19 protein-coding genes are annotated in these 21,225 nt (G+C 70.6%); 10 read left to right on the top strand and 9 right to left on the bottom strand.

Annotated elements, in window-relative coordinates; translation table 11 throughout:
- Nucleotides 1-100 precede the first annotated feature (100 nt).
- Nucleotides 101-859, bottom strand: a complete 759-nt coding sequence (locus tag ACFY0P_RS34225) for a metallophosphoesterase family protein (RefSeq protein ID WP_388922035.1) — start codon at nt 857-859, stop codon at nt 101-103.
- Nucleotides 856-3,858, bottom strand: coding sequence for an FAD-binding and (Fe-S)-binding domain-containing protein (locus ACFY0P_RS34220; RefSeq protein ID WP_388922032.1), 3,003 nt, complete (start codon nt 3,856-3,858; stop codon nt 856-858). Before ACFY0P_RS34220 ends, ACFY0P_RS34225 begins: the two co-directional genes overlap by 4 nt.
- A gap of 113 nt (nt 3,859-3,971) precedes the next feature.
- Between ACFY0P_RS34220 and serC the strand changes: the two genes are divergently transcribed.
- Both serC and ACFY0P_RS34210 read left to right on the top strand, forming a co-directional pair.
- Nucleotides 3,972-5,090, top strand: coding sequence for a phosphoserine transaminase (gene serC, locus ACFY0P_RS34215; RefSeq protein ID WP_388922029.1), 1,119 nt, complete (start codon nt 3,972-3,974; stop codon nt 5,088-5,090).
- A gap of 138 nt (nt 5,091-5,228) precedes the next feature.
- The gene (locus ACFY0P_RS34210) at nt 5,229-5,711 is read left to right on the top strand and encodes a hypothetical protein (RefSeq protein ID WP_388922026.1); all 483 of its coding nucleotides are present in this window, start codon (nt 5,229-5,231) and stop codon (nt 5,709-5,711) included.
- Nucleotides 5,712-5,766: 55 nt separating this feature from the next.
- On the opposite strand, the gene gcvH is transcribed toward ACFY0P_RS34210, so the two are convergent.
- The 3 genes from gcvH to ACFY0P_RS34195 form a co-directional block, all read right to left on the bottom strand.
- Nucleotides 5,767-6,153, bottom strand: a complete 387-nt coding sequence (gene gcvH / locus ACFY0P_RS34205) for a glycine cleavage system protein GcvH (RefSeq protein WP_388922023.1) — start codon at nt 6,151-6,153, stop codon at nt 5,767-5,769.
- Nucleotides 6,154-6,301: 148 nt separating this feature from the next.
- Nucleotides 6,302-7,807 carry a cellulase family glycosylhydrolase gene (locus tag ACFY0P_RS34200; RefSeq protein WP_388922020.1) on the bottom strand — a complete coding sequence of 502 codons (1,506 nt, stop codon included), beginning with the start codon at nt 7,805-7,807 and terminating at the stop codon, nt 6,302-6,304.
- Between the two features lie 338 nt (nt 7,808-8,145).
- The gene (locus tag ACFY0P_RS34195) at nt 8,146-9,138 is read right to left on the bottom strand and encodes a WD40 repeat domain-containing protein (RefSeq protein ID WP_388922017.1); all 993 of its coding nucleotides are present in this window, start codon (nt 9,136-9,138) and stop codon (nt 8,146-8,148) included.
- A 94-nt stretch (nt 9,139-9,232) separates the two neighbouring features.
- Here ACFY0P_RS34195 and ACFY0P_RS34190 point away from each other — a divergent pair, with 94 nt between their 5' ends.
- The 3 genes from ACFY0P_RS34190 (at nt 9,233) to ACFY0P_RS34180 (ending at nt 11,726) form a co-directional block, all read left to right on the top strand.
- A complete protein-coding gene (locus tag ACFY0P_RS34190) occupies nt 9,233-9,916 on the top strand; it encodes a GDSL-type esterase/lipase family protein (RefSeq protein ID WP_388922014.1) in 684 nt (227 codons plus the stop codon).
- Between the two features lie 88 nt (nt 9,917-10,004).
- The gene (locus ACFY0P_RS34185; protein WP_352356024.1) at nt 10,005-10,592 is read left to right on the top strand and encodes a Uma2 family endonuclease; all 588 of its coding nucleotides are present in this window, start codon (nt 10,005-10,007) and stop codon (nt 10,590-10,592) included.
- Nucleotides 10,593-10,733: 141 nt separating this feature from the next.
- Nucleotides 10,734-11,726, top strand: coding sequence for an aldo/keto reductase (locus tag ACFY0P_RS34180; RefSeq protein ID WP_388922011.1), 993 nt, complete (start codon nt 10,734-10,736; stop codon nt 11,724-11,726).
- Nucleotides 11,727-11,952: 226 nt separating this feature from the next.
- Here the strand turns inward: ACFY0P_RS34180 and thpR are convergent, their stop codons facing one another.
- Nucleotides 11,953-12,525 (bottom strand): RNA 2',3'-cyclic phosphodiesterase, encoded by a 573-nt coding sequence (thpR, locus tag ACFY0P_RS34175; protein ID WP_388922008.1) that lies wholly within the window; start codon nt 12,523-12,525, stop codon nt 11,953-11,955.
- 60 nt (nt 12,526-12,585) lie between these two features.
- Between thpR and ACFY0P_RS34170 the strand changes: the two genes are divergently transcribed.
- A complete protein-coding gene (locus ACFY0P_RS34170; RefSeq protein WP_388922005.1) occupies nt 12,586-13,137 on the top strand; it encodes a GNAT family N-acetyltransferase in 552 nt (183 codons plus the stop codon).
- Nucleotides 13,138-13,200: 63 nt separating this feature from the next.
- Here the strand turns inward: ACFY0P_RS34170 and ACFY0P_RS34165 are convergent, their stop codons facing one another.
- On the bottom strand, nt 13,201-14,550 hold the full coding sequence (locus tag ACFY0P_RS34165) for an MFS transporter (RefSeq protein ID WP_388922002.1): 1,350 nt from the start codon (nt 14,548-14,550) through the stop codon (nt 13,201-13,203).
- A 29-nt stretch (nt 14,551-14,579) separates the two neighbouring features.
- Entirely contained in the window at nt 14,580-15,017 is a 438-nt protein-coding gene (locus ACFY0P_RS34160; protein ID WP_089101888.1) for a MarR family winged helix-turn-helix transcriptional regulator, read from the bottom strand.
- 153 nt (nt 15,018-15,170) lie between these two features.
- On the opposite strand from ACFY0P_RS34160, the gene ACFY0P_RS34155 reads away from it, so the two are divergent.
- Together ACFY0P_RS34155 and ACFY0P_RS34150 are read left to right on the top strand one after the other, a co-directional pair.
- Nucleotides 15,171-15,353 carry a ribbon-helix-helix protein, CopG family gene (locus ACFY0P_RS34155; protein ID WP_388921999.1) on the top strand — a complete coding sequence of 61 codons (183 nt, stop codon included), beginning with the start codon at nt 15,171-15,173 and terminating at the stop codon, nt 15,351-15,353.
- A gap of 110 nt (nt 15,354-15,463) precedes the next feature.
- Nucleotides 15,464-16,522 (top strand): hypothetical protein, encoded by a 1,059-nt coding sequence (locus ACFY0P_RS34150; protein ID WP_388921996.1) that lies wholly within the window; start codon nt 15,464-15,466, stop codon nt 16,520-16,522.
- A 43-nt stretch (nt 16,523-16,565) separates the two neighbouring features.
- Here the strand turns inward: ACFY0P_RS34150 and ACFY0P_RS34145 are convergent, their stop codons facing one another.
- Nucleotides 16,566-18,017 (bottom strand): NCS2 family permease, encoded by a 1,452-nt coding sequence (locus tag ACFY0P_RS34145; RefSeq protein WP_388921994.1) that lies wholly within the window; start codon nt 18,015-18,017, stop codon nt 16,566-16,568.
- Nucleotides 18,018-18,129: 112 nt separating this feature from the next.
- Here ACFY0P_RS34145 and ACFY0P_RS34140 point away from each other — a divergent pair, with 112 nt between their 5' ends.
- Both ACFY0P_RS34140 and ACFY0P_RS34135 read left to right on the top strand, forming a co-directional pair.
- Complete coding sequence (locus ACFY0P_RS34140; protein ID WP_293989033.1) at nt 18,130-18,384, top strand: DUF2530 domain-containing protein; 255 nt, start codon at nt 18,130-18,132, stop codon at nt 18,382-18,384.
- 415 nt (nt 18,385-18,799) lie between these two features.
- Nucleotides 18,800-21,199, top strand: coding sequence for an HAD-IC family P-type ATPase (locus tag ACFY0P_RS34135; RefSeq protein WP_388921991.1), 2,400 nt, complete (start codon nt 18,800-18,802; stop codon nt 21,197-21,199).
- The last annotated feature ends 26 nt before the right edge of the window (nt 21,200-21,225 follow it).

The following is a 21,225-nucleotide window of genomic DNA, read 5'->3' as shown; positions in this document are numbered from 1 at the left end:
TTTCTCCATGGTGCGAGGGGTCGCCCCGGGGCGCCTCCGGACGCGGGGTCCCCCGCGGCACGGCAGCCACCACGCCGCGCCCCCGTGAGGCCCTGGCCCGCTATCGCGCCCCGAACACCCCGAGCGCCTCCCCGTCCGACGCCCGGGCCCGCAGGAAGTAGTCGGCCCATTCCTCGATGTCGGGGTGGGCGCACTCCGCCACGACCCGGGCGACGGCCGCGGGGATGTCGTACCGCGTCACGCGCAGGTCGGCACCGGGGCCGAGGAGGCACCAGTGGGCGCCCGGGCGGCCGTACGGCATGCCGACGCTGCCGGGGTTGACGACCAGACGGCCGTGGGCGAGGCGCAGGTAGGGCATGTGGGTGTGGCCGCAGACGACCGTGCCGACGTCGGGCGCGACGGAGCCGAAGACCTCCGCCCAGCGGTCCAGAGGGGAGTCGACCAGGACGATCTCCTCGTCGTCGCGCGGCGTCGCGTGGCAGAAGAGGACCCGGCCGAGGCCTCGGACCGTCAGGGTGGCCGTCCCGGGGAGGGCGGCCAGGAAGTCGACCTGGTCGTCCCGGAGCGCGGCCGCCGCGAACGGGCCGATCGGGTCCGGGATCCCGGCGCGCTCTCCCCTGCGGTACTCCACCAGTTCCCGGTCGGCGTTCCCCGACAGCCACAGCACCCGGTCGCCCAGGTCACGCAGCACGTCGATGGTCTCGGCCGGTTGCGGGCCCGCCGTGATGTCGCCGGTGAGGACGATGCGGTCGGCCGCGGCCACGTCCGGCTCCGCCAGCACCGCCTCCAGCGCCGGAAGCACCCCGTGGATGTCGGAGAGCACCGCCACCCGGCCGAACTCGGCTTCGTCGCCCGTCACTTCCACTCCCCGTCCAGTCCCTCCGCCAGCACCTCGGCCAGATGTCTCCCCCGTACCCCCGCCAGCTGTTCCAGCTGCGTCCGGCACGAGAAGCCGTCGGCGAGGACCACCGTGCCGGGCGCCGCCTCCCGGGCCGCAGGCAGGAGCTGTTCCTCCGCGCACGTCCTCGACACCTCGAAGTGCCCCTTCTCGAAGCCGAAGTTGCCGGCCAGGCCGCAGCAGCCGCCGACGAGGTCGCCGGTGAGGCCGGCGGCCTCGCGGAGGCGGCGGTCGGGGGTGTCACCGAGGACCGCGTGCTGGTGGCAGTGGGTCTGGCCGGTGACCGGACGGTCCAGGCGGGGCAGGGTCCAGTCGGGGGCCAGCCGTTCCAGGGCCTCCGCGAAGGTGAGCACCCGCGCGGCGAGCCGGGCGGCGCGGGGGTCGTCGGGGAGCAGCTCGGGCAGATCGACACGGAGGGCGGCGGCACAGCTGGGCTCCAGGACGACGAACGGCGGCGGGTACGGGACCGAGTCGTCCGCATCCGACTCCGACTCCGCGTCCACCTCCAGGTCCTCGAGCAGCAGGAGCGGCTCCAGCAGGTCCAGTGTCCGGCGCAACACCGCGCGAGCCCGGTCGAGTTGGCCCGTCGAGAGGTACGTGAGGCCGCAGCAGGCGTGCACCCGGCGGGTCCCCCACGGGAACACGCCGATGCTCTGCAGCTCACCGTCGTCCGACAGCCGCACCCGCGACGGCCGGGTCGGCAGTGCCACGACCCCCACGCCCGCCGCCTCCAGGACCCGTACGGCGGCACGCCCCACGGCCGGCGACAGGTGCTCCGTGAAGGTGTCCGGCCACAGGAACGCCAGCCGCCTCGGGAGGTCCGGCCGCCGTCCCGCCCGCGCGTCCGCCGTCCACTCCCGCAGCCGCCCGCGCTCCCGTCGCCGCTCCCACCGGCTGAACGGCTCCGCCGCCAGGCGCGGGATCCGCCGCTCCGGCGCGATCCCGCCCAGCCGTTTGGCGAGCGCCGCCAGCGGTCGTACCGAGGTGAGCACGTTGACCAGCCCCGCCGTGCGGGTCCTGGCCACCAGGCGCAGCCACTTCGGCAGCCAACCCATGCTGTAGTGCGCCATCGGCCGCCTGCGGCCCGCGTAGTGGTGGTGCAGGAACTCCGCCTTGTACGTCGCCATGTCCACCCCCACCGGACAGTCCGACCGGCAGCCCTTGCAGGACAGGCACAGGTCGAGGGCGTCCCGGACCTCCGTCGAGCGCCAGCCGTCCGTCACCAGCTCGCCCGCCAGCATCTCGTGCAGCAGCCGGGCCCGGCCGCGCGTGGAGTGCGCTTCCTCGCCCGTGGCCCGGAAGGACGGGCACATGACGGACGCGCCGGACACCCCGGTCGTACGGCACTTCGCCACGCCCACGCAGCGGCGGACCGCCGCGGAGAAGTCGCCGCCGTCGGACGGGTAGCCGAAGGCCACGGGCACCGGCTCGCGCGGGAGGACCGCGAAGCGGAGGTTCGTGTCCAGGGGGGCGGGCCGCACCAGCATGCCCGGGTTCAGGAGGTCGTCCGGGTCCCACACGCCCTTCGCCCGCTCGAACAGCGACACCGTCTCCGCGCCGTACATCTTCGGGAGGAGTTCCGCCCTCGCCTGCCCGTCCCCGTGCTCCCCGGACAGCGAGCCGCCGTGCGCCACCACCACGTCCGCCAGTTCCTCGGAGAAACGGCGGAAGCGGGCCACGCCCGCCTCGCTCAGCAGGTCGAAGTCGATACGGACGTGGATGCAGCCGTCGCCGAAGTGGCCGTACGGCGTGCCGCGCAGGTGGTGGGCGGTCAGCAGGGCGCGGAAGTCACGCAGGTACGCGCCCAGGCGGGCCGGCGGTACCGCGCAGTCCTCCCAGCCCGGCCAGGCCTCCCTGCCGTCCGGCATCCGGGTCGCCGTACCGGAGGCGTCCTCGCGGACGCGCCACAGCGCGCGTTGCCCGGCCGCGTCGGTGACGACCAGCGCGTCCAGGACGTCCGCCGCCCGGACGATCGCCTCGGCACGCGCGCGTGCCTCCGCCGCCGTCTCCCCGCCCGTCTCGACGAACAGCCAGGCACCGCCCCGGGGCAGTCCGGCCGGGGAGGGCACCAGGTCGGCGGCCATGCCCTCCACGGTGAGCGGGCCGTGCGGCAGCAGTCCGGCCGCCGCCTCCGCCGCCGCTCTCTCGTCGCCGTAGCCGAGCACCGCGAGCGCACGCGCGCGTGGCGCCGCCACGAGCCCTACGGTCGCCTCCGTGAGGATCCCCAGCGTGCCCTCGCTGCCGCAGAAGGAGCGGGCGACGTCCGCGCCCTTCTCGGGGAGGAGGGCGTCCAGGGCGTAGCCGGAGATACGGCGGGGGAGGTCGGGGAAGCCCGTGCGCAGGCGCGCCAGCTCCCCCTCGACCAGCTCCCGCAGCCCTTCCGGCGCCCCGGCCCAGTCCCGCCCCAGCCGCAGCCGCCGCCCCCGCGCGGTCAGCACGTCCAGCTCCCGGACGCTGTCCGCCGTGGTCCCCCAGGCCACGCTGTGCGAGCCGCAGGAGTTGTTGCCGATCATCCCGCCGAGCGTGCAGCGGCCGTGCGTGGAGGGGTCCGGGCCGAAGCGCAGGCCGTGCGGGGCGGCGGCCTCCTGGAGCCGGTCGAGGACCAGACCCGGCTGGACGACGGCCGTACGGGTGGCCGGGTCGAGGCGGACCAGGCGGTTCATGTGGCGGGTGAAGTCCAGCACCACGCCGGTGCCCGTCGCCTGGCCCGCGATCGAGGTGCCGCCGCCCCGCGCCACCACCGGCACGCCACGGGCCCGGCACAGCTCCAGCACGGCCGCCACGTCGTCCGCGTCCCGCGGAGCCACCACCCCCACCGGAACCCGCCGGTAGTTGGACGCGTCCATGGTGACCAGCGCCCGGGACGTGACGTCGAAGCCGACCTCACCCCGGACGGCGCCCCGCAGCTCCGCCTCGAGGTCCGAGAATTCCGATTCCGAGGATTCCGAGAATTCCGACATGCGTCCACTCAACCAGCCCGCCCGGCGCTACGACGCGCTCGGGCGCGCACCCACGCGTCTCACCCGACGGACGAGGTTTCGCCCAGGTTTCCTCCACGGGCTAACCTCACCCCGTGGCTGACATCCAGATCCCCGCTGACATCAAGCCCGCCGACGGACGCTTCGGCGCTGGCCCCTCCAAGGTGCGGACGGAAGCGCTGGACGCGCTGGCCGCCACCGGTACCTCCCTGATGGGCACCTCCCACCGCCAGGCCCCGGTCAAGAACCTGGTCGGCCGGGTCCGCGAGGGCATCAGCGCCCTGTTCTCCCTGCCGGACGGCTACGAGGTCGTCCTCGGCAACGGCGGCTCCACCGCCTTCTGGGACGTCGCCACCCACGGCCTGATCGACACCAAGTCGCAGCACCTCAATTTCGGCGAGTTCTCGTCCAAGTTCGCCAAGGCCGCCAAGCTCGCCCCCTGGCTGGCCGAGCCCACCGTCATCGCCTCCGACCCGGGCACCCACCCGGAGCCGCAGGCCGAGGCCGGCGTCGACGTGTACGCCTTCACCCACAACGAGACCTCGACCGGCGTCGCCATGCCGATCAGGCGGGTCGCGGGCGCCGACGAGGGCGCGCTGGTCCTCGTGGACGCCACCTCCGGCGCCGGCGGCCTCCCGGTCGACGTCGCCGAGACCGACGTCTACTACTTCGCCCCGCAGAAGTCCTTCGCCTCCGACGGCGGCCTGTGGATCGGCGTCTTCTCCCCGGCCGCGATCGAGCGCGCCGAGCGGATCCACGCGTCCGGCCGCCACGTCCCGGAGTTCTTCAGCCTGCCCACGGCCATCGACAACTCCCGCAAGAACCAGACGTACAACACCCCGGCCCTCGCCACCCTCTTCCTGCTCGACCAGCAGCTGGAGTGGCTGAACGGCCAGGGCGGCCTCGCCTGGTCGACGGCCCGCACGAAGGACTCCTCGACCCGCCTGTACACCTGGGCGGAGGAGTCCAAGTACGCCACCCCGTTCGTCGCCGACCCGGCCAAGCGCTCGCAGGTCATCGGCACGATCGACTTCGCCGACGAGATCGACGCGGCCGCCGTCGCCAAGGTGCTGCGCGCCAACGGCATCGTCGACACCGAGCCCTACCGCAAGCTGGGCCGCAACCAGCTCCGCATCGCGATGTTCCCGGCGATCGACCCGGCGGACGTCGAGGCGCTGACGAAGTGCGTCGACCACGTGATCGAGAAGCTGTAGGACCCGGCAACTCCCGTAACAAGCTGCTGGTTTACCCGGAAGGCATGCTCAAGGCAAAGCCTTCCGCGGACAGTTGAGTCTCCTTCGTCGCACACCGGACACTGTGTGCCCCATGCGACGAAGGAGATCCACGCGCACATGAACAGACCGATACCGGGCACTGTCGAGGTAGGGGTACGCCATATCCTGAGCGACAAGGTCACGGGTTTCCTCGTCCGTACCCGGCGCATCACCTGGAAGGACAACGTCTTCCGGGTACGCCGGCCGCAGTCCGGCAAGCAGACCGTGGAGCTCACCTGCCCCGTCTGCGACGCGTCCCTGCTGGCCGAGGTCCGCACCGAGGCCACCGCCCGCCGGACCAGGGGCGTCTTCGGCATCCTGGCCGCCCTCTGCGCGATCGTCTTCTTCGCCGCCTTCGGCTACGCCGTCCACGAAGGCGGCAAGACCCTGCCCGAGGGCCAGTCGCTGCCGACCCTGTTCCCCGTCAGCATCGTCTCGATCTTCGTCACGTTCGCCGTCACTCCCGCGCTCTTCATCCGGAGCCGCGTCTACAACGGCGTCAGCCTGCTGGACGCCCCCAAGCCACGCCGCCGGCACGCGGTCAGGCCGGTGCGGGGCTGAGCGCCGGGACGACGAGGGGCACCCGGCGCGGGTACACCGGGCGCCCCTCGGGCTTTCACCCCTCGCTGACGAGCTTCGCGTACGCCTTGGCGTCGAGCAGCCCGTTGGACGACGCCCCGCTCTTGGTCTTGATCTTGAAGAGCCACATCTCGTAGGGGTCGGAGTTGACGTCCTCGGGGCTCTCGACGACCTCCTCGTTGACCGCGACGATCTCGCCGTCGAACGGGCTGAAGATCTCGGACACCGACTTGACCGACTCCACCGTGCCGACGGGGTCACCCGCCTGGACCTTCCGGCCGACTTCGGGCAGTTCGAAGAAGACGATGTCGCCGAGGCTCTTCTGCGCGTGGTAGGTGATGCCTACGGTCACGCTGCCGTCGGACTCGGTGTGGATCCACTCGTGGTCGTGGGTGTAGCGGAGGTCGGCGGGCACGTTGGACATGTCTGCTCCATCAGCCGTCGTGGCGCGGTGTCCGGCCGCCCCTGTCGACGACCGGCAGGAACAGCCTGCTGCACCGTCTCCCGAAGGCGTGTATTTCGGGCAGCACGCTCCGCCACCCGGGTGACGGCCGCCGCCTCACGCCGCCGCCTCACGAAGCCTTACACGTCACCGCCGGCACACCCCCGCCCCCGGGTGCGCCCCCGAAGCCGAAGCTCGCCGAGCCTCCGGCCGGGATCGCGCCGTTGTGGGCGGCGTTGACCGCCGTCACGGTCGCGCCGCTCTGCGTGTACGACGCGTTCCACATGTTCGTCACCTGCTGCGCCCCGCTCCACGTCCAGGTCACCGTCCACGAACCGATGGCCGTGGACCCGGTGTTGGTGACCGTCACGTCCGCGTTGAACCCGCTCCCCCAGTCGCTGCTGACGGCGTAGGAGGCCGAGCAGGAAGCGGACGTCCCCCCGCCGCCGCTCCCGCCCCCGCCGCCCGGGAACAACGGCGCCTTGATGCTCGCCAGATACCCGTCCTTCACCGTGTCCACGGTCGCCCAGTCGTCCTTCAGGATCCCGCCGGTGTCACCGGAGTCCGGATTCCAGGACCAGAAGGTCCACTGGAAGGAGTCGGCGCCGTACGTCGACGTCGGCCGCAGGTAACTCACCAGCGCGGCCAGCCACTTCCGGTCCACGGTCGAGGCGAGTGTCGTACCGAACTCGCCGACCCACACCGGGGCGATGTTCTGCTTGAAGATGTAGCCCCAGTACGAGTCCCACACCCCCGGCATGTTGGCGGGGAACGTGGGATCGCTGAACCAGCTCTGCTGGGCCACGCTGGTGGCGTAGTCGTGGGCCGAGTACACCACCCGGTTCGGCACGGAGAGCTGGACCGGGTACTGGCCGACGCCCATCAGGTTGCCGCCCCACCAGCCCGAGACGCCGTTGTACGTCTGCACGCCCTCGACGAAGACCAGCAGGTCGGGGTTGACGGACAGGACGGCGTTCCCGGCCCGCTGGGCGGCCAGCCGCCAGTCGATCGTGGTGTCCCCGCAGCCCCAGCAGGCGGGATCGTGGGGTTCGTTGTGGAGGTCGATGCCGATGACGGTCGGGTCGGCCGCGTACCGCGTCGCCAGGGCCTTCAGGTCGGCGATCCAGGTCGACTCGGGGACGGACGAGGTGTACCAGAGCGCCGACTGGCCGCCGGCGTCCGGCCGGTGCCGGTCGAGGATGACCTTGAGCCCGTCCTGCCCGGCGTAGGCCACGATCCTGTCCATCACCTGGAGCGAGTTCAGCCCCTGCAGGTCGGCGTTCTTGCCGTTGCTGAAGTCGATGCTGTCGGGGACGGTCGCGCTCTTGAAGATGTCGTCGCTGTAGGGCAGCCGGATGGTGTTGTAGCCCAGCGACCTCATCTGGTCGATCATGCTCTTGTAGTCGCGTGACCAGAGGCCGTGCACCACGTGGTTGGCGGTCTCGAAGCCGAACCAGTTGATCCCGGCGATCCGGACCGGCCGCCCGGCCGCGTCCAGGATCTGCCGGCCGCTGGTGTGCCAGTAGCCGGCGCCGGGGGCGTCGGCGGCGTGCGCCGACTGGACGCCGACCGCTCCCAGCGGGAGCAGAAGCGCCGCGGCGGCAGCGCACAGCACTCTTCGCAGGCTGCGGAACATGTCGCTGCTTCCTTTCGAGGAGGCGCGGCCCCGGAACACATGGGAGCGCTCCCATGCGCCGCACACCTCCATGGAACTGACTCCCCGTCATCACGTCAAGGAGTCACGCGGCGCCTTCCGCACCTCCCGCATCCCGAACGGCGGAAGGACTAGCTACGCCACCTTCGCGACACAAGCGCCCTATTTGACGTGTCGCCACATATGCGCCGTGAAGGGGACGTTGACGCGCTTTCCGCCGACCGCGGACAGGGTGATGCAACACCGGCAAAAATCGGCCCGTCGGGGTGGGCCGAGCCGTAGGAGGCACAGCGTTCCCTCGACGTCCTCCCGCTGCCTGTTCAGCTCCTGCGGAACAACCGTCTGCCCCCGAAGATCACGACGAGGGCGGCCGCCAACGCCAGGAATCCGACCTTCAGCCTGCCGCCGGTAGAGCCGCCGCCGCTTCCGCTCGCGACCGAACCGCCACTCCCGGCAGGGGACTTGGAGTTGCCAGTGGAGGTGCCGCCCGGGGCGTCCTTCGCCTGCACCGGGCTGTCGGCCCCCTCGCTGCCGTACATCAGCTTGGTGCCGTCGGCGGAGTAGGTGACCGACTCGCCCTGCTTCTGGAGCGGCACGTCGAGCCGCCCCTCGCGCTTGATCTTCCCGCCGTTCCAGTCGTAGTAGATGCCGCCGAAGTAGCCGCGTACGGCGAGTTGCGTGCCGTCGGGCGAGAAGGCGGCGTCGGTGGCCCAGAGGTCGACGGCGGCGACGGGCCTGAAGATGTTCGTACCCGTCGGGGACAGGGTCGCCGGGCCCTCGTACAGATGCCCGCCGTCCTCCTTCTTGTCGATGATGTACACCCGCCCGGTCTTGGGGTGCACGATCAGCGACTCGGCGTTCCTGGCGCCGTTCGCGTACTTGACGACGTACTGCGTGGCCCGGACGGTCTGGTCGACCAGCTTCTTCGGCTCGGGCAGCCGGTAGATCCAGACGTACGGCCAGCTGCCGTCGAGGTTGTCGCCGATGTCGCCGACGTAGATCTGGTGGTCGGGGCCGATGGAGATGGCCTCCACGTCACGGGGCGTGCCGACCCCGCTGAGCGTGATTCTCGCGACGGTCTTCCCGGTCGCGCTGTCGACGGCGTAGATGTACGGGCCGTCGCCGCTGTCGTTGTGCGTCCAGTAGATGCCGGGGTGCAGGTGGGAGGCGGCGAGACCGCTGGACTCGGCGATGCGCGGGTCCTTGATCGTGAACCCCTGGTCACCGGCGCCGTCGGCGGCGGAGGCGGGTGCGGCGGCGAGGGCACCCGTGAGCAGGACACCGGCGAGGAGGGCGAGCGATCGTGGACGCATGGGCCCAAGCCTGCCATCCCGCACTGTGTCCGAACGCGGCGGACGTGTCGGTCCTCACACCCCGCCGCTCCCGCTGATCGTCCATCATGAGCGGATGCTCAGGTTCATGCCCGTCGGGGACTCGATGACGATCGGCAGCACGGGCGAGCACACATGGCGGTACCGCATGTGGCAGCACCTGTGCGAGACGTACGGCGGCCCGTTCACGCTGGTCGGCCCCCGCGAGACGCTGTACGACAAGCAGGCCGACGCGCCCACCTCGTACGCCTACGCCGAGCCCGGCTTCCCCCGCGGCCACCTGGCCGGCTGGGGCGAGGGCTGGCTGCACATGGCGCCGCTGATCGGGGAGGCGGTGCGCTCCTGCCGCGCCGACGTCCTCCTCGTCTCGCTCGGCCTGATCGACCTGGGCTTCTACACGAACGCGGAGCAGACGGCGGCGAACGCACGGACCTTCGTCGCGAACGCACGGGCGGCCGACGCGGGCATCCACATGGTGCTGCTGCCGGTGATCCCGAACATCCGCGCGACGACGGACGAGCCGTTCGCGGAACAGGTGGCCCTCTTCAACGAACTCCTGGCCAAGACCGCGGCCGACCTCGACGAGCCCCGCTCCCCCGTCATCATGGCCGCGCCGCCGGAGCCGTACGACATCCACACGGACACCTACGACGGCACCCACCCGAACGCGAACGGCGAGCACCGGATCGCGGCGGCGTTCGCGGAGGCGATGTGGCAGGACTGGGACCTGGGCGGGGAGTACGCGGCCGGAAGCAGTTGACCGAATTCGGCCGCTTCCCGGTCACCCTGCGTATCGTTGAACCGCGCGGCTGCACTCGTGCGGAGAGCAGCCGGGGAGGAGCGCCAGGATGACCGTCCTCGAAGACAGGATCGCGATGGCCAAGAGCGACGACGAGATCACGCTCGACGAGCTGTTCGAGCAGATCGAGAAGATGCCCGCCCCCGAGGGATACAAGGTCGAGATCGTCGAGGGGACCGTCTTCATGTCGCCACAGCGGGACACCCACTGGGAGATCATCGCGGACATCTACGAGCAGTTGCGGACCAAGTATCCCCGGAAGCGGGTCAAGTCCGACGTCCGTATCGACTACCCGGGACACCTCAACGGGTTCGCGTCGGACGTGACGGTGATGGCCGAGGACGCCGCCAAGACGGACAGCGGGCTCTGGCGGCATCAGGACGTCGAGTTCGTCGCCGAGGTCATCTCCAAGGGCACCGCGGCCAACGACTACGGCCTCAAGAAGACCGCGTACGCCGTGGCCGAGGTCCCCGTCTACCTGATCGCCGACCCCTACCAGCGCCGCTGCCACGTCTTCACCAACCCCAAGGGCGAGGACTACGCGACCGAGACGAGGGTCGCCTTCGGCACCGACGTCGACCTGACCGGCACGGTGGTCGGCCTCGTCCTCAGGACCGACGAGTTCCCGACCGACTAGCTCTCCCGCCGGGGGACCGACCGGCGGCTCCGGCACCACGGGGCGCGCTTGCCCGGTCGCCGTCGGCCTCCTCGCGGAACTCCGGCCAACTGACTCCAGGTCCTTGCCTAGAGCGCACTCCACGCCGTTGGCTGGGTGACCATGAAGTACACGCAGCTCGGACGTACCGGACTCAAGGTCAGCCGACTCGTCCTCGGCACCATGAACTTCGGCCCGCAGACCGACGAGGCCGACAGTCACGCGATCATGGACGCGGCCCTCGACGCCGGCATCAACTTCTTCGACACCGCCAACGTCTACGGGTGGGGTGAGAACAAGGGGCGGACCGAGGAGATCATCGGCAACTGGTTCGCCAAGAGCCCCGTCCACCGCGACAAGGTCGTGCTCGCCACCAAGGTGTACGGCAACATGGCCGCCGACGGCGACGCCTGGCCCAACCACGACAAGCTCTCCGCGCTGAACATCCGGCGCGCGGTCGACGCCAGCCTCAAGCGGCTGCAGACCGACTACATCGACGTCTACCAGTTCCACCACGTCGACCGGCGGACCCCCTTCGAGGAGATCTGGCAGGCGATCGACACCCTCGTCACGCAGGGGAAGATCCTCTACGTCGGCTCCTCCAACTTCCCCGGCTACAAGATCGCCCAGGCCAACGAGATCGCCGCCCGGCGCGGCGGGACCATCGGGCTGGTCAGCGAGCAGTGCCTCTACAACCTCGCCGAGCGCCGTGCCGAGATGGAGGTCATCCCGGCCGCGCAGGAGTACGGCCTCGGGGTCATCCCCTGGTCGCCGCTGCACGGCGGGCTGCTCGGCGGTGTGATCAAGAAGGAGGTCGAGGGCGGGCGCCGGGCCGGTGGCCGGGCCGCCGACTCCCTCGCCAACACCGCCATCCGCGCCCAGATCCAGGCCTACGAGGACCTGCTGGACAAGCACGGCGTGGAGCCCGGTGAGGCGGCGCTGGCATGGCTGCTCACGCGTCCGGGAGTGACCGGCCCGATCGTCGGCCCGCGCACCGGCGAACAGCTGGCCTCGGCGCTGAGGGCCGTGGAGCTGGAACTGAGCACGGAACTCCTGGAAGGCCTCGACGAGATCTTCCCGGGCCCGGGTCCCTCCCCGGAGGCCTTCGCCTGGTAGTTCCGTGAGGGCAAGCGGCCCGTAGGGGGCGCGGGGCGGTAGCCGATACGCGGCTACCGCCCCGCGGGCACGACCGGCCACGGACGGCCCGCGGCCGACAACGGCGGCCGCGGGCCGTCCAGCCTGCCCTCACCTCATGGCAGAGGCCACGGCAACCACCACGAACAACAACACAAGCGCACCGGCCATGATCCGGTTCCGGGTCTTCGGGTCCACGGCAACGAGCCTAACCGGCCGCGCCGAGCCCCCATCGGCCGACCACCTCGTACCGCGGCTGCTCCCCCGGCACCCCCGACGTCGGCAGAGTGCTCCGCACCAGCGCCAGCTCCCCGACCGTCCAGGTCCGGCTCGCGAACTCCGTGAGCAGCGCGACGTACGGCCGTACCTCCACCGCGTCCCGGCTGCGGGCCACCGTCAGGTGGGCCTTGTAGCGGCGGTGCTCCCCCATCGGCAGGCCCGCCTTCCGGGCCGCCGCCTCCGCGCGGTCGGCCAGCAGCCGGAGGGTGTCCAGGTCGCCGTCGGCGCCCGCCCACAGGGCCCTGCCGTGTCCGAACTGCCCGCCGCCCGCGACGGCCAGCGCGAAGGGCGGAGTGCGGCGGGCGGCGCGGGAGAGGCGGTCGGAGAGGTCCGGTACGACGTCGTCGTCCACCTCGCCGTAGAACGCGAGGGTGTAGTGCCAGCCGGGGCGGCCGGTCCAGCGCAGCGTCCGGGCGCCGGGCAGCCGCTTCAAACGGTCGACCTCGGCGGCGAGTTCGGCGGCCACCTCAGGCGGGGGCAGCACGGCTGCGAAGAGTCTCATGGAGGCAACCCTGCCAAAAAAGGGATTGCGCGCGGGCCGTACGGCGGCGTGAATCGCTGCATGGAGAGCACGGAGAGCACGGAGAGCAACGGGAAGATCAGGATCCGGGACGGCCGCGCCGACGACATCCCGGTGGTCCTCGGGATGTTCGACAGCGCCGTGGCGTGGCTGGTGTCCCAGGGGCGGACCAGGCAATGGGGGACCACCCCCTGGTCGGAGAACCCGAAGGCAGTGGAGATGGTCACCCGGTACTTCGCCGAGGGCAGCCCGTACATCGCCGAGTACGACGGCGTCCCGGCCGCCACCCTCACCCTCACCGACGCGCCCGGCCCCTATCTCGCGCCCGTCGACGAACCCGAGCGGTACATCCACATCCTGGCCTCGGACCGCCGCTTCAAGGGCTCCGGCACCGGCGCCGCGCTGCTCGCCCACGCGGCCGCGGAGACCCGCCGGGCCGGGATCTCGCTGCTGCGGGTCGACTGCTACGCGGGCGACGACCGCAAACTGGTCGCCTTCTACGAGAGCAACGGCTTCACCCCGACCGAGACCTTCACCGTCAGCGTTCCGGGCGACGACGGCTGGCCCGGACAGGTACTGGCCCGGAGGCTGTAGGCGTGGTCACGGCCCGCCTCCGGGCCGGTCGCCGACCGCGGCCGCGCCGGACGCGTACGGGTCTCACGCGGCCGGTGCGAGCTGTTCCTGCTGTTCTCTCGGGACGAAGCGGACCCAGGGGTGGCCGCCGTGCCAGCCGACCGAGAGGCGGAGGTTGCCGACCCGGGCCAGGACGAGGCCGATGACGATCGCCGCGGCCGCGGCGATCGCACCGCCGACGGCGAGGCCCGCCCGGACGCCGTAGGTGTCCGTGATCCAGCCGGCGATGGGCGCGCCGATGGGTGAGCCGCCCATGAACACCATCATGTAGAGGGCCATCACCCGGCCCCGCATGGCCGGGTCCGTGCCCATCTGGACGGTGGTGTTGGCGGTGACGTTGACCGTCATGCCGAACATCCCGATCGGGACCATGAGCAGGGAGAACAGCCAGAGGGAGGGAGCGGTCGCGGCCACCAGTTCCAGGCCGCCGAAGGCCACCGCCGCCGCGAGCATCACGCGCAACTTGGCGGTACCGCGGCGGGCCGCGAGCAGCGCCCCCGCCAGGGAGCCGACCGCCATCAGGGTGTTGAAGAGGCTGTAGGAGCCGGCGCCCGCGTGGAAGACGTCGTCCGCGAAGGCGGAGAGGTAGACGGGGAAGTTGAAGCCGAAGGTGCCGATGAACCCGATGAGGATGATGGTCCAGGTCAGGTCCGGGCGCCCGGCGACATAGCGCAGGCCCTCTCTGAGCTGGCCCTTCCCCTTGGGTGTGCGCCGGACGACGTGCAGCTCGCGCGCCCGCATCAGCAGCAGGCCGACGAGGGGGGCCACGAAGGACAGGCCGTTGAAGAGGAACGCCCAGCCGGTGCCCACGCCGGTGATCATGAGGCCGGCGACGGCCGGGCCGACCAGGCGGGCGGACTGGAAGTTCGCGGAGTTCAGGCTGACCGCGTTCTGCAGCTGGTCCGGGCCAACCATCTCCGAGACGAAGGACTGGCGGGCCGGGTTGTCGACGACCGTGGCGAGGCCGACGACGAAGGCGGCGAGGTAGACGTGCCAGACCTGGACGTGGCCGGAGAGGGTCAGCAGCGCCAGCGCGATGCCGGTCAGGGCCATCGAGGTCTGGGTGACGAGGAGGGCGCGCCGCTTGTTGAGGCGGTCGACCAGGACCCCGCCGTAGAGGCCGAAGAGCAGCATCGGCAGGAACTGCAGGGCGGTGGTGACGCCGACGGCGGTCGCGGAGCCGGTGAGGCTGAGGACCAGCCAGTCCTGCGCGATGCGCTGCATCCAGGTGCCTATGTTCGAGACGACCTGGCCGGCGAAGAACAGCCGGTAGTTCCTGACCTTCAGCGAGCTGAACATCGAGGACTTACGGGCTGCGGGGGTAGTAGGGGCGGTCGGTGCGGGGGCGGAAGGTGTTCCGGGTCCCGTACTCAAACGGATTCGCCTCCTCCTTCTCTCGGGTGTTACAGGTGTGCGAGCTTCTCCAGCACGGGGGCGGCGGCGCGGAGTTTCGCCCACTCGTCCTCGTCGAGGCCGTCGACCAGGCCGGCCAGGAACGCGTTGCGCTTGCGACGGCTCTCCTCGAGCATCGCCTCGGCCTGTTCGGTCCTGGTGACGACCTTCTGGCGCCGGTCCTCGGGGTGCGGCTCCAGCCGGACCAGTCCCTTGGCCTCCAGCAGCGCGACGATGCGGGTCATCGAGGGCGGCTGCACGTGCTCCTTGCGGGCCAGCTCACCGGGGGTGGCCTGGCCGCAGTTGGAGAGGGTGCCCAGCACCGACATCTCGGTGGGGCTCAGTGACTCGTCGACCCGCTGGTGCTTGAGCCGTCGCGAGAGTCGCATCACGGCGGAGCGGAGGGAGTTCACGGCGGCCGCGTCGTCGCCATGGGTAAGGTCCGGCATGTTCTTTAGAGTAACTCATTACCCTACCTAAAGACCACCTGGGCGCGCCGATATGCCCGTGACCTCGGCCACTGAACCCCTTCATCACCCTTACGAGTGAGTCGACACCGGAAAGTGACGCATCGGGCGCGCGGATGTGGCGCCCTCGTACCCATGGGGACCAGTGTGCTCAGCCTGCGGATAGACAAGGAGCTGCTCGACCGGCTCCGGTGCCATGCCGCGAAAAGGGGAATGAGCGTCCAGGACTACGTGATCCGGACGCTCATCCGGGACGACTTCGACGAACGGTTCTCGGCCGCCGTCGAGGAGACGGAGCGGTTCTACGGGGTCACCTGACGGACCCGACAGGTTTTCGACGAACACAGATGCGATGTCAACTCCCGTTCGTCTAGCGTTAACCCCTCGTGCCGGGCGCCCGCCCGGCGACAACAGGGGGGCTACAACCCATGGACGACGGAACGTCCGTCCCGCAGCAGTGGAACCCGAGCAGACGCCGGTTGCTGCGCACCGGCGCCGGGCTCGTCGGTGCGGCCGCGGTCGGTACCGCGGCCCCACTGGTGGCGGCGGGCACCGCCCAGGCCACCGTCGCGGCTTCGAAGCACTTCGTGCTGTCCGGCGACGGCGGCAACCCGGTCTGGCGCGCCACTCTCCACCAGCCCTACTGGGCGATGCAGTCCTTCGCCTACGACAACGTCAACGGCCGTATCTACTTCGCCCAGCACCGCATCGGGGACAGTGCCGGGCACAACGGCGACCTGTGGATCTCCCAGACCGACCTCTCGGGCAACGTCCTCGGCACGATGGCCGTCCAGGGATTCGGCCACGGCTCCTCGATGGGCGTGGAGCCGACGGGTTCGGGCTCGACGCCGTACCTGTGGATCGAGGGCAGCGACTCCGACGACAACGGAGCCGGCGAGAAGCTGTCCCGCTTCCGGTTCACGGACGGACTGACCCTCGAGTACTTCAACCCCAGCATCACGATCTACGACCGCACCCCGACCATCTCCAGCTTCGTCAAGCTGCCCCGGCCGGCGATCGACCCGTACACCGACCGGCTGCTGATCCGCTACGCGACCAGCGACTCCGCCGCCCGGGTGTGGCGCCTGGCCGTCTTCGCCATGGCGGACGCCGTCGCCGGGCGCCTCAGCGACGGCTACCGACTCGTGGAACGGGCCATCCCCAACAACGACGAGCTCGGCCTCACCGACGACGACCTGTTCCAGGGAATCACCCTGTGCGGCCAGTACGCCTATCTCCTGTACGGCGGCCCCGGCGGTCCCTCCTACCTGGTCACGCTCGACCTGAACGACACCGGCGGCTCGTACTACGACAAGTTCCAGACGACCGCCGGGGCCTCCCTGCCGGGGCGCGAGCCCCAGGGCACGGCGATCTGGATGGTCTCCGGGGCGCCGAGACTGGCCTTCGGCTTCTCGTCGAAGACCACGACCACCGATCCGGACACCCTGGACGCGAGCGTCTTCTACAAGAGCGACTTCGTCTCCTGAGGGGGCCCGCCGGCCTCACGTGACCGGCGCGCCCCCGCGCGGGTCACGTGAGGCCGAGGGCCGGCATCAGGTAGTAGAAGGCGAACACCGCCGAGACCACGTACATCGCGACCGGGATCTCCCTGGCCCGGCCGGCGGCCAGGCGCAGCACCACGAAGGTGATGAAACCCATGCCGATGCCGTTCGTGATCGAGTAGGTGAACGGCATCATCACCATGGTCACGAAGGCCGGGATCGCGAGCGTGTAGTCGGCCCAGTCGATCTCCTTGATCGACCCGGCCAGGATCAGGAAGCCGACCGCGAACAGCGCCGGGGTGGCCGCCTGGGACGGGACCATCGTCGCGACGGGGGTGAGGAACAGCGCCACGGCGAACAGCCCGCCGGTGACGACGTTGGCGAAGCCGGTGCGGGCGCCCTCGCCGACGCCGGCCGTCGACTCGACGAAGCAGGTGGTGGCGGAGGAGGAGCTGGCACCGCCGACCGCGACCGCGACACCGTCGATGAAGAGGACCTTGTTGATGCCCGGCATGTAGCCCTGGGCGTCGGTCAGCTTGGCCTCGTCGCTGACGCCCATGATCGTGCCCATGGCGTCGAAGAAGCAGGACAGCAGGACCGTGAAGACGAAGAGGATGCCGGTCAGCACGCCGACCTTGCCGAAGCCGCCGAAGAGGCTGACCTTGCCGAGCAGGCCGAAGTCCGGGCTGGAGACGGGGTTGCCGGGCCAGGTCGGGACGGTCAGGCCCCAGGTGGTCACGTGCGCGACGGCGTTGATGATCAGCGCCAGCACGGTCATCGCGACGATCGAGATCAGGATCGCGCCGGAGACCTTGCGGACGATCAGCGCGAGGGTGAGCAGCACGCCGAGCACGAAGACGAGCACCGGCCAGCCGTTGAGGTGACCGTCGGCGCCGAGCTGGAGCGGGACGGTGGTCTGGGCGACGTCCGGGATACGGGTGACGAAGCCGGAGTCCACCAGACCGATCAGCATGATGAACAGGCCGATACCGATCGAGATCGCCTTGCGCAGGCTGTAGGGGACGGCGTTCATCACGCGCTCACGCAGACCGCTGGCGACCAGCAGCATCACGACGATGCCGGCCAGCACCACCATGCCCATGGCGTCCGGCCAGGACATCCGGGGCGCCAGCTGGAGCGCGACGACGGAGTTCACGCCGAGGCCGGCGGCGAGCGCGATCGGGACGTTGCCGATGACGCCCATGAGCAGCGTCGTGAAGGCCGCCGTGATGACCGTGGCGGTGACCAGCTGACCGTGGTCGAGGTGGTGGCCGTACATGTCCTTCGCGCTGCCGAGGATGATCGGGTTCAGCACGATGATGTACGCCATCGCGAAGAACGTGGCGAAGCCGCCGCGCACCTCGCGGGCCAGGGTGCTGCCCCGCTCGGAGATCTTGAAGTAACGGTCCAGCGCGCCGTACGCGGGGGTCGCACCCGGCTGTTCGGGGGCGGGGGCCTGAGTGGGAGCCGGGCTCGACATTGGAGGTTCCTACGATCAGAAGTGGTCAAACACAAACGGTTTCAGTATGAACGTATGATGTCGAGATCGCTATCTCCGCGCGTAGACCTTGCGGGTGCGTAAGCTAAGCGCCATGGCGAAGTGGACCCCCCAGCACGAGGCACCGGAGCCCCTTGAGGGCCCTGTCGTCCCGACGATCATCGGTGGCACGATCATCTGGTTCGTCCTCTTCCTGGCCCAGCTCCCCTTCTACGGCTGGTACTCCGACCACGGCCACACCTGGTGGATCTGGACCTGCCTGGCCGGCGGCGGCCTCGGCCTGATCGGCGTGTACTACGTGAAGCGGCGGGACGCGGCGATCAAGGCGCACCGGGCGACGGCCGAGTAGGGCACCACCCCGAAGCCGGCCAGAAGCACCCCCCTCCTCACGGCATCGGCCTGAACGGCCTCGTCCTGGAACGCCGGACGGGCTGGAGGGGATGCGGACCGGCCCTCGGCCCTGAACGCCGACAGCGCGAAGGGGTTTGCGGAACGGGCTCCGCCCCGAACCCCAGGCGGACCCGAAGGGAACGCGCAGCCGGCTTGGCCCCCGAACACCGGAAGGCACCGAAGGGGACACGGACCGGGCGTCGCCCGTGAACGCCGGCCGGCTGGAGGATGCTTTTCAGGTAACCGAGTCGGGTGGGCGGGCGGGCGAAGAGGTCCCGGCGTCTACAACCTGCGCACGACCTCGGTCCTCCCCTGGTCGGATCTTCCGGGCACTCGGCAGGTGAACGCGCAAATCCGCACGTACCGTCGAAGGCATGCAGCACATCGACGCGGGCGCCGAACTCGACCCTGTGCATCCCGTACCGCTGCCGGCGCCCATGCGGGCGACCGGCCTGACGGCCGCCGAGGTCGCGGGGCGGGTCGCGCGCGGCCAGGTGAACGACGTACCGGTACGCAGCAGCCGCTCGTTCGGCGAGATCGTGCGCGCGAACGTCTTCACCCGGTTCAACGCGATCATCGGCGTGCTGTGGCTGATCATGCTGGTCGTGGCGCCGATCCAGGACAGCCTCTTCGGCTTCGTGATCCTCGCCAACACGGGCATCGGCATCGTGCAGGAGTGGCGGGCGAAGAAGACCCTGGACTCGCTCGCGGTGATAGGCGAGGCGCGGCCGACGGTGCGCCGGGACGGGGCCGCCGTCGAAGTGAGTACGCACGAGATCGTGCTCGATGACCTGATCGAGATCGGCCCCGGCGACAAGATCGTCGTGGACGGGGTGTGCGCCGAGGCGGACGGCCTGGAGATCGACGAGTCGCTGCTCACCGGTGAGGCCGACCCGGTCGTCAAACGCCCGGGCGACCAGGTGATGTCGGGCTCCTTCGTGGTGGCCGGCGGTGGCGCCTTCGCGGCGACCAAGGTCGGCCGGGAGGCGTACGCGGCCCAGCTCGCCGAGGAGGCGTCCCGCTTCACTCTCGTCCACTCCGAGCTGCGCAGCGGTATCTCGACCATCCTCAAGTACGTGACCTGGATGATGGTCCCGGCCGCGATCGGCCTGGTCGCCACCCAGCTGGTCGTGAAGAACAACGGCCTCAAGGACGCCGTCGCCCGCACGGTCGGCGGCATCGTCCCGATGGTCCCCGAGGGCCTGGTCCTGCTCACCTCCGTCGCCTTCGCGATCGGCGTGATCCGGCTGGGCCGCCAGCAGTGCCTGGTCCAGGAACTCCCCGCGATCGAGGGTCTCGCCCGGATCGACACCGTCTGCCTCGACAAGACCGGCACCCTCACCGAGGGCGGCATGGACGTCACCGAGCTGCGGGCGCTGGACGGCGTCGACGAGACGTACGTACACAAGGTGCTGGGCTCGCTCGGCGAGTCCGACCCGCGCCCCAATGCCTCCCTCCAGGCGATCATCGACGCCTACCCCGACAGCGAGGACTGGCGGTGCGTGGAGTCGCTGCCCTTCTCCTCCGCCCGCAAGTACAGCGGGGCGACCTTCAGCGAGGGCGACGGGGAGCTGAGCACCTGGCTGCTGGGGGCGCCGGACGTGCTCCTCGGCGCCGACGACCCGGCACTGGCCGAAACCGTACGCCTCAACGAGCAGGGGCTGCGGGTGCTGCTGCTCGCCCGCGCCGGCCGGGACCTCGACGACCCGGAGGTGGCGCGGGGCGCCGACGCCACCGCGTTGGTCGTCCTGGAGCAGCGGCTCCGCCCGGACGCCGCCGACACCCTCCGCTACTTCGCCGACCAGGACGTCCGCGCCAAGGTCATCTCCGGCGACAACGCGGTGTCGGTGGGCGCCGTGGCGGCCAAGCTCGGCCTCACCGGTACGACGGTGGACGCGCGCCGGCTGCCCGCCGAGCGGGACGGGATGGCCGAGGCCCTCGACGCGGGCACCGTCTTCGGACGGGTCACCCCGCAGCAGAAGCGGGACATGGTGGGGGCGTTGCAGTCGCGCGGGCACACGGTCGCGATGACCGGCGACGGCGTGAACGACGTACTCGCCCTCAAGGACGCCGACATCGGCGTCTCCATGGGCTCGGGCTCGGAGGCGACCCGGGCGGTGGCCCAGATCGTCCTGCTCAACAACAGCTTCGCCACGCTGCCCTCGGTGGTGGCCGAGGGGCGGCGGGTGATCGGCAACATCACCCGGGTCGCCACGCTGTTCCTGGTCAAGACGGTGTACTCGGTGCTGCTCGCGGTCCTGGTGGTCTGCTGGCAGGTCGAATACCCCTTCCTGCCGAGGCACCTGACCCTGCTCTCCACCCTGACCATCGGCATCCCGGCCTTCTTCCTCGCCCTGGCACCGAACAGGGAACGGGCGCAGCCGCACTTCGTCCGCCGGGTGATGCGGTACTCGATCCCGGGGGGCGTGGTGGCCGGTGCCGCGACCTTCGTGACGTACCTGATCGCCCGGCACTACTACACGGGAACGGGATCGCTGGACGCCGAGACCAGCGCCGCGACCCTGACCCTCTTCCTGATCTCGATGTGGGTGCTGGCGATCATCGCCCGGCCGTACACGTGGTGGCGGGTCGCCCTGGTGGCCTCGATGGGCGTGGCCTTCGTGTTCGTGCTCACCGTACCGGCGCTGCAGAGCTTCTTCGCGTTGAAGCTGGTGGGGATGGCGATGCCGTGGACCGCCGTCGGCGTGGCCGTGGTGGCGTCGGCGGTGCTGGAGTTTCTGTGGAAGTGGGTGGAGCGGACGTACCCGGTGTGATGCGGTTGCGGGAACCGCGCGGGCCC

This window comes from Streptomyces sp. NPDC001714, assembly GCF_042892755.1.
In the GTDB taxonomy this organism is placed as follows: domain Bacteria; phylum Actinomycetota; class Actinomycetes; order Streptomycetales; family Streptomycetaceae; genus Streptomyces.
Note: the sequence above shows the minus strand (reverse complement) of the source record. Positions and strands in the feature narration are given on the sequence as shown.

Coding starts and splice junctions, on each gene's coding strand:
- ACFY0P_RS34220 (WP_388922032.1), bottom strand. CDS start 3,858: ATGTCGGAATTCTCGGAATCCTCGGAATCGGAATTCTCGGACCTCGAG.
- ACFY0P_RS34210 (WP_388922026.1), top strand. CDS start 5,229: ATGAACAGACCGATACCGGGCACTGTCGAGGTAGGGGTACGCCATATC.
- gcvH (WP_388922023.1), bottom strand. CDS start 6,153: ATGTCCAACGTGCCCGCCGACCTCCGCTACACCCACGACCACGAGTGG.
- ACFY0P_RS34200 (WP_388922020.1), bottom strand. CDS start 7,807: ATGTTCCGCAGCCTGCGAAGAGTGCTGTGCGCTGCCGCCGCGGCGCTT.
- ACFY0P_RS34195 (WP_388922017.1), bottom strand. CDS start 9,138: ATGCGTCCACGATCGCTCGCCCTCCTCGCCGGTGTCCTGCTCACGGGT.
- ACFY0P_RS34190 (WP_388922014.1), top strand. CDS start 9,233: ATGCTCAGGTTCATGCCCGTCGGGGACTCGATGACGATCGGCAGCACG.
- ACFY0P_RS34185 (WP_352356024.1), top strand. CDS start 10,005: ATGACCGTCCTCGAAGACAGGATCGCGATGGCCAAGAGCGACGACGAG.
- ACFY0P_RS34180 (WP_388922011.1), top strand. CDS start 10,734: ATGAAGTACACGCAGCTCGGACGTACCGGACTCAAGGTCAGCCGACTC.
- thpR (WP_388922008.1), bottom strand. CDS start 12,525: ATGAGACTCTTCGCAGCCGTGCTGCCCCCGCCTGAGGTGGCCGCCGAA.
- ACFY0P_RS34170 (WP_388922005.1), top strand. CDS start 12,586: ATGGAGAGCACGGAGAGCACGGAGAGCAACGGGAAGATCAGGATCCGG.
- ACFY0P_RS34160 (WP_089101888.1), bottom strand. CDS start 15,017: ATGCCGGACCTTACCCATGGCGACGACGCGGCCGCCGTGAACTCCCTC.
- ACFY0P_RS34155 (WP_388921999.1), top strand. CDS start 15,171: ATGGGGACCAGTGTGCTCAGCCTGCGGATAGACAAGGAGCTGCTCGAC.
- ACFY0P_RS34150 (WP_388921996.1), top strand. CDS start 15,464: ATGGACGACGGAACGTCCGTCCCGCAGCAGTGGAACCCGAGCAGACGC.
- ACFY0P_RS34145 (WP_388921994.1), bottom strand. CDS start 18,017: ATGTCGAGCCCGGCTCCCACTCAGGCCCCCGCCCCCGAACAGCCGGGT.
- ACFY0P_RS34140 (WP_293989033.1), top strand. CDS start 18,130: ATGGCGAAGTGGACCCCCCAGCACGAGGCACCGGAGCCCCTTGAGGGC.
- ACFY0P_RS34135 (WP_388921991.1), top strand. CDS start 18,800: ATGCAGCACATCGACGCGGGCGCCGAACTCGACCCTGTGCATCCCGTA.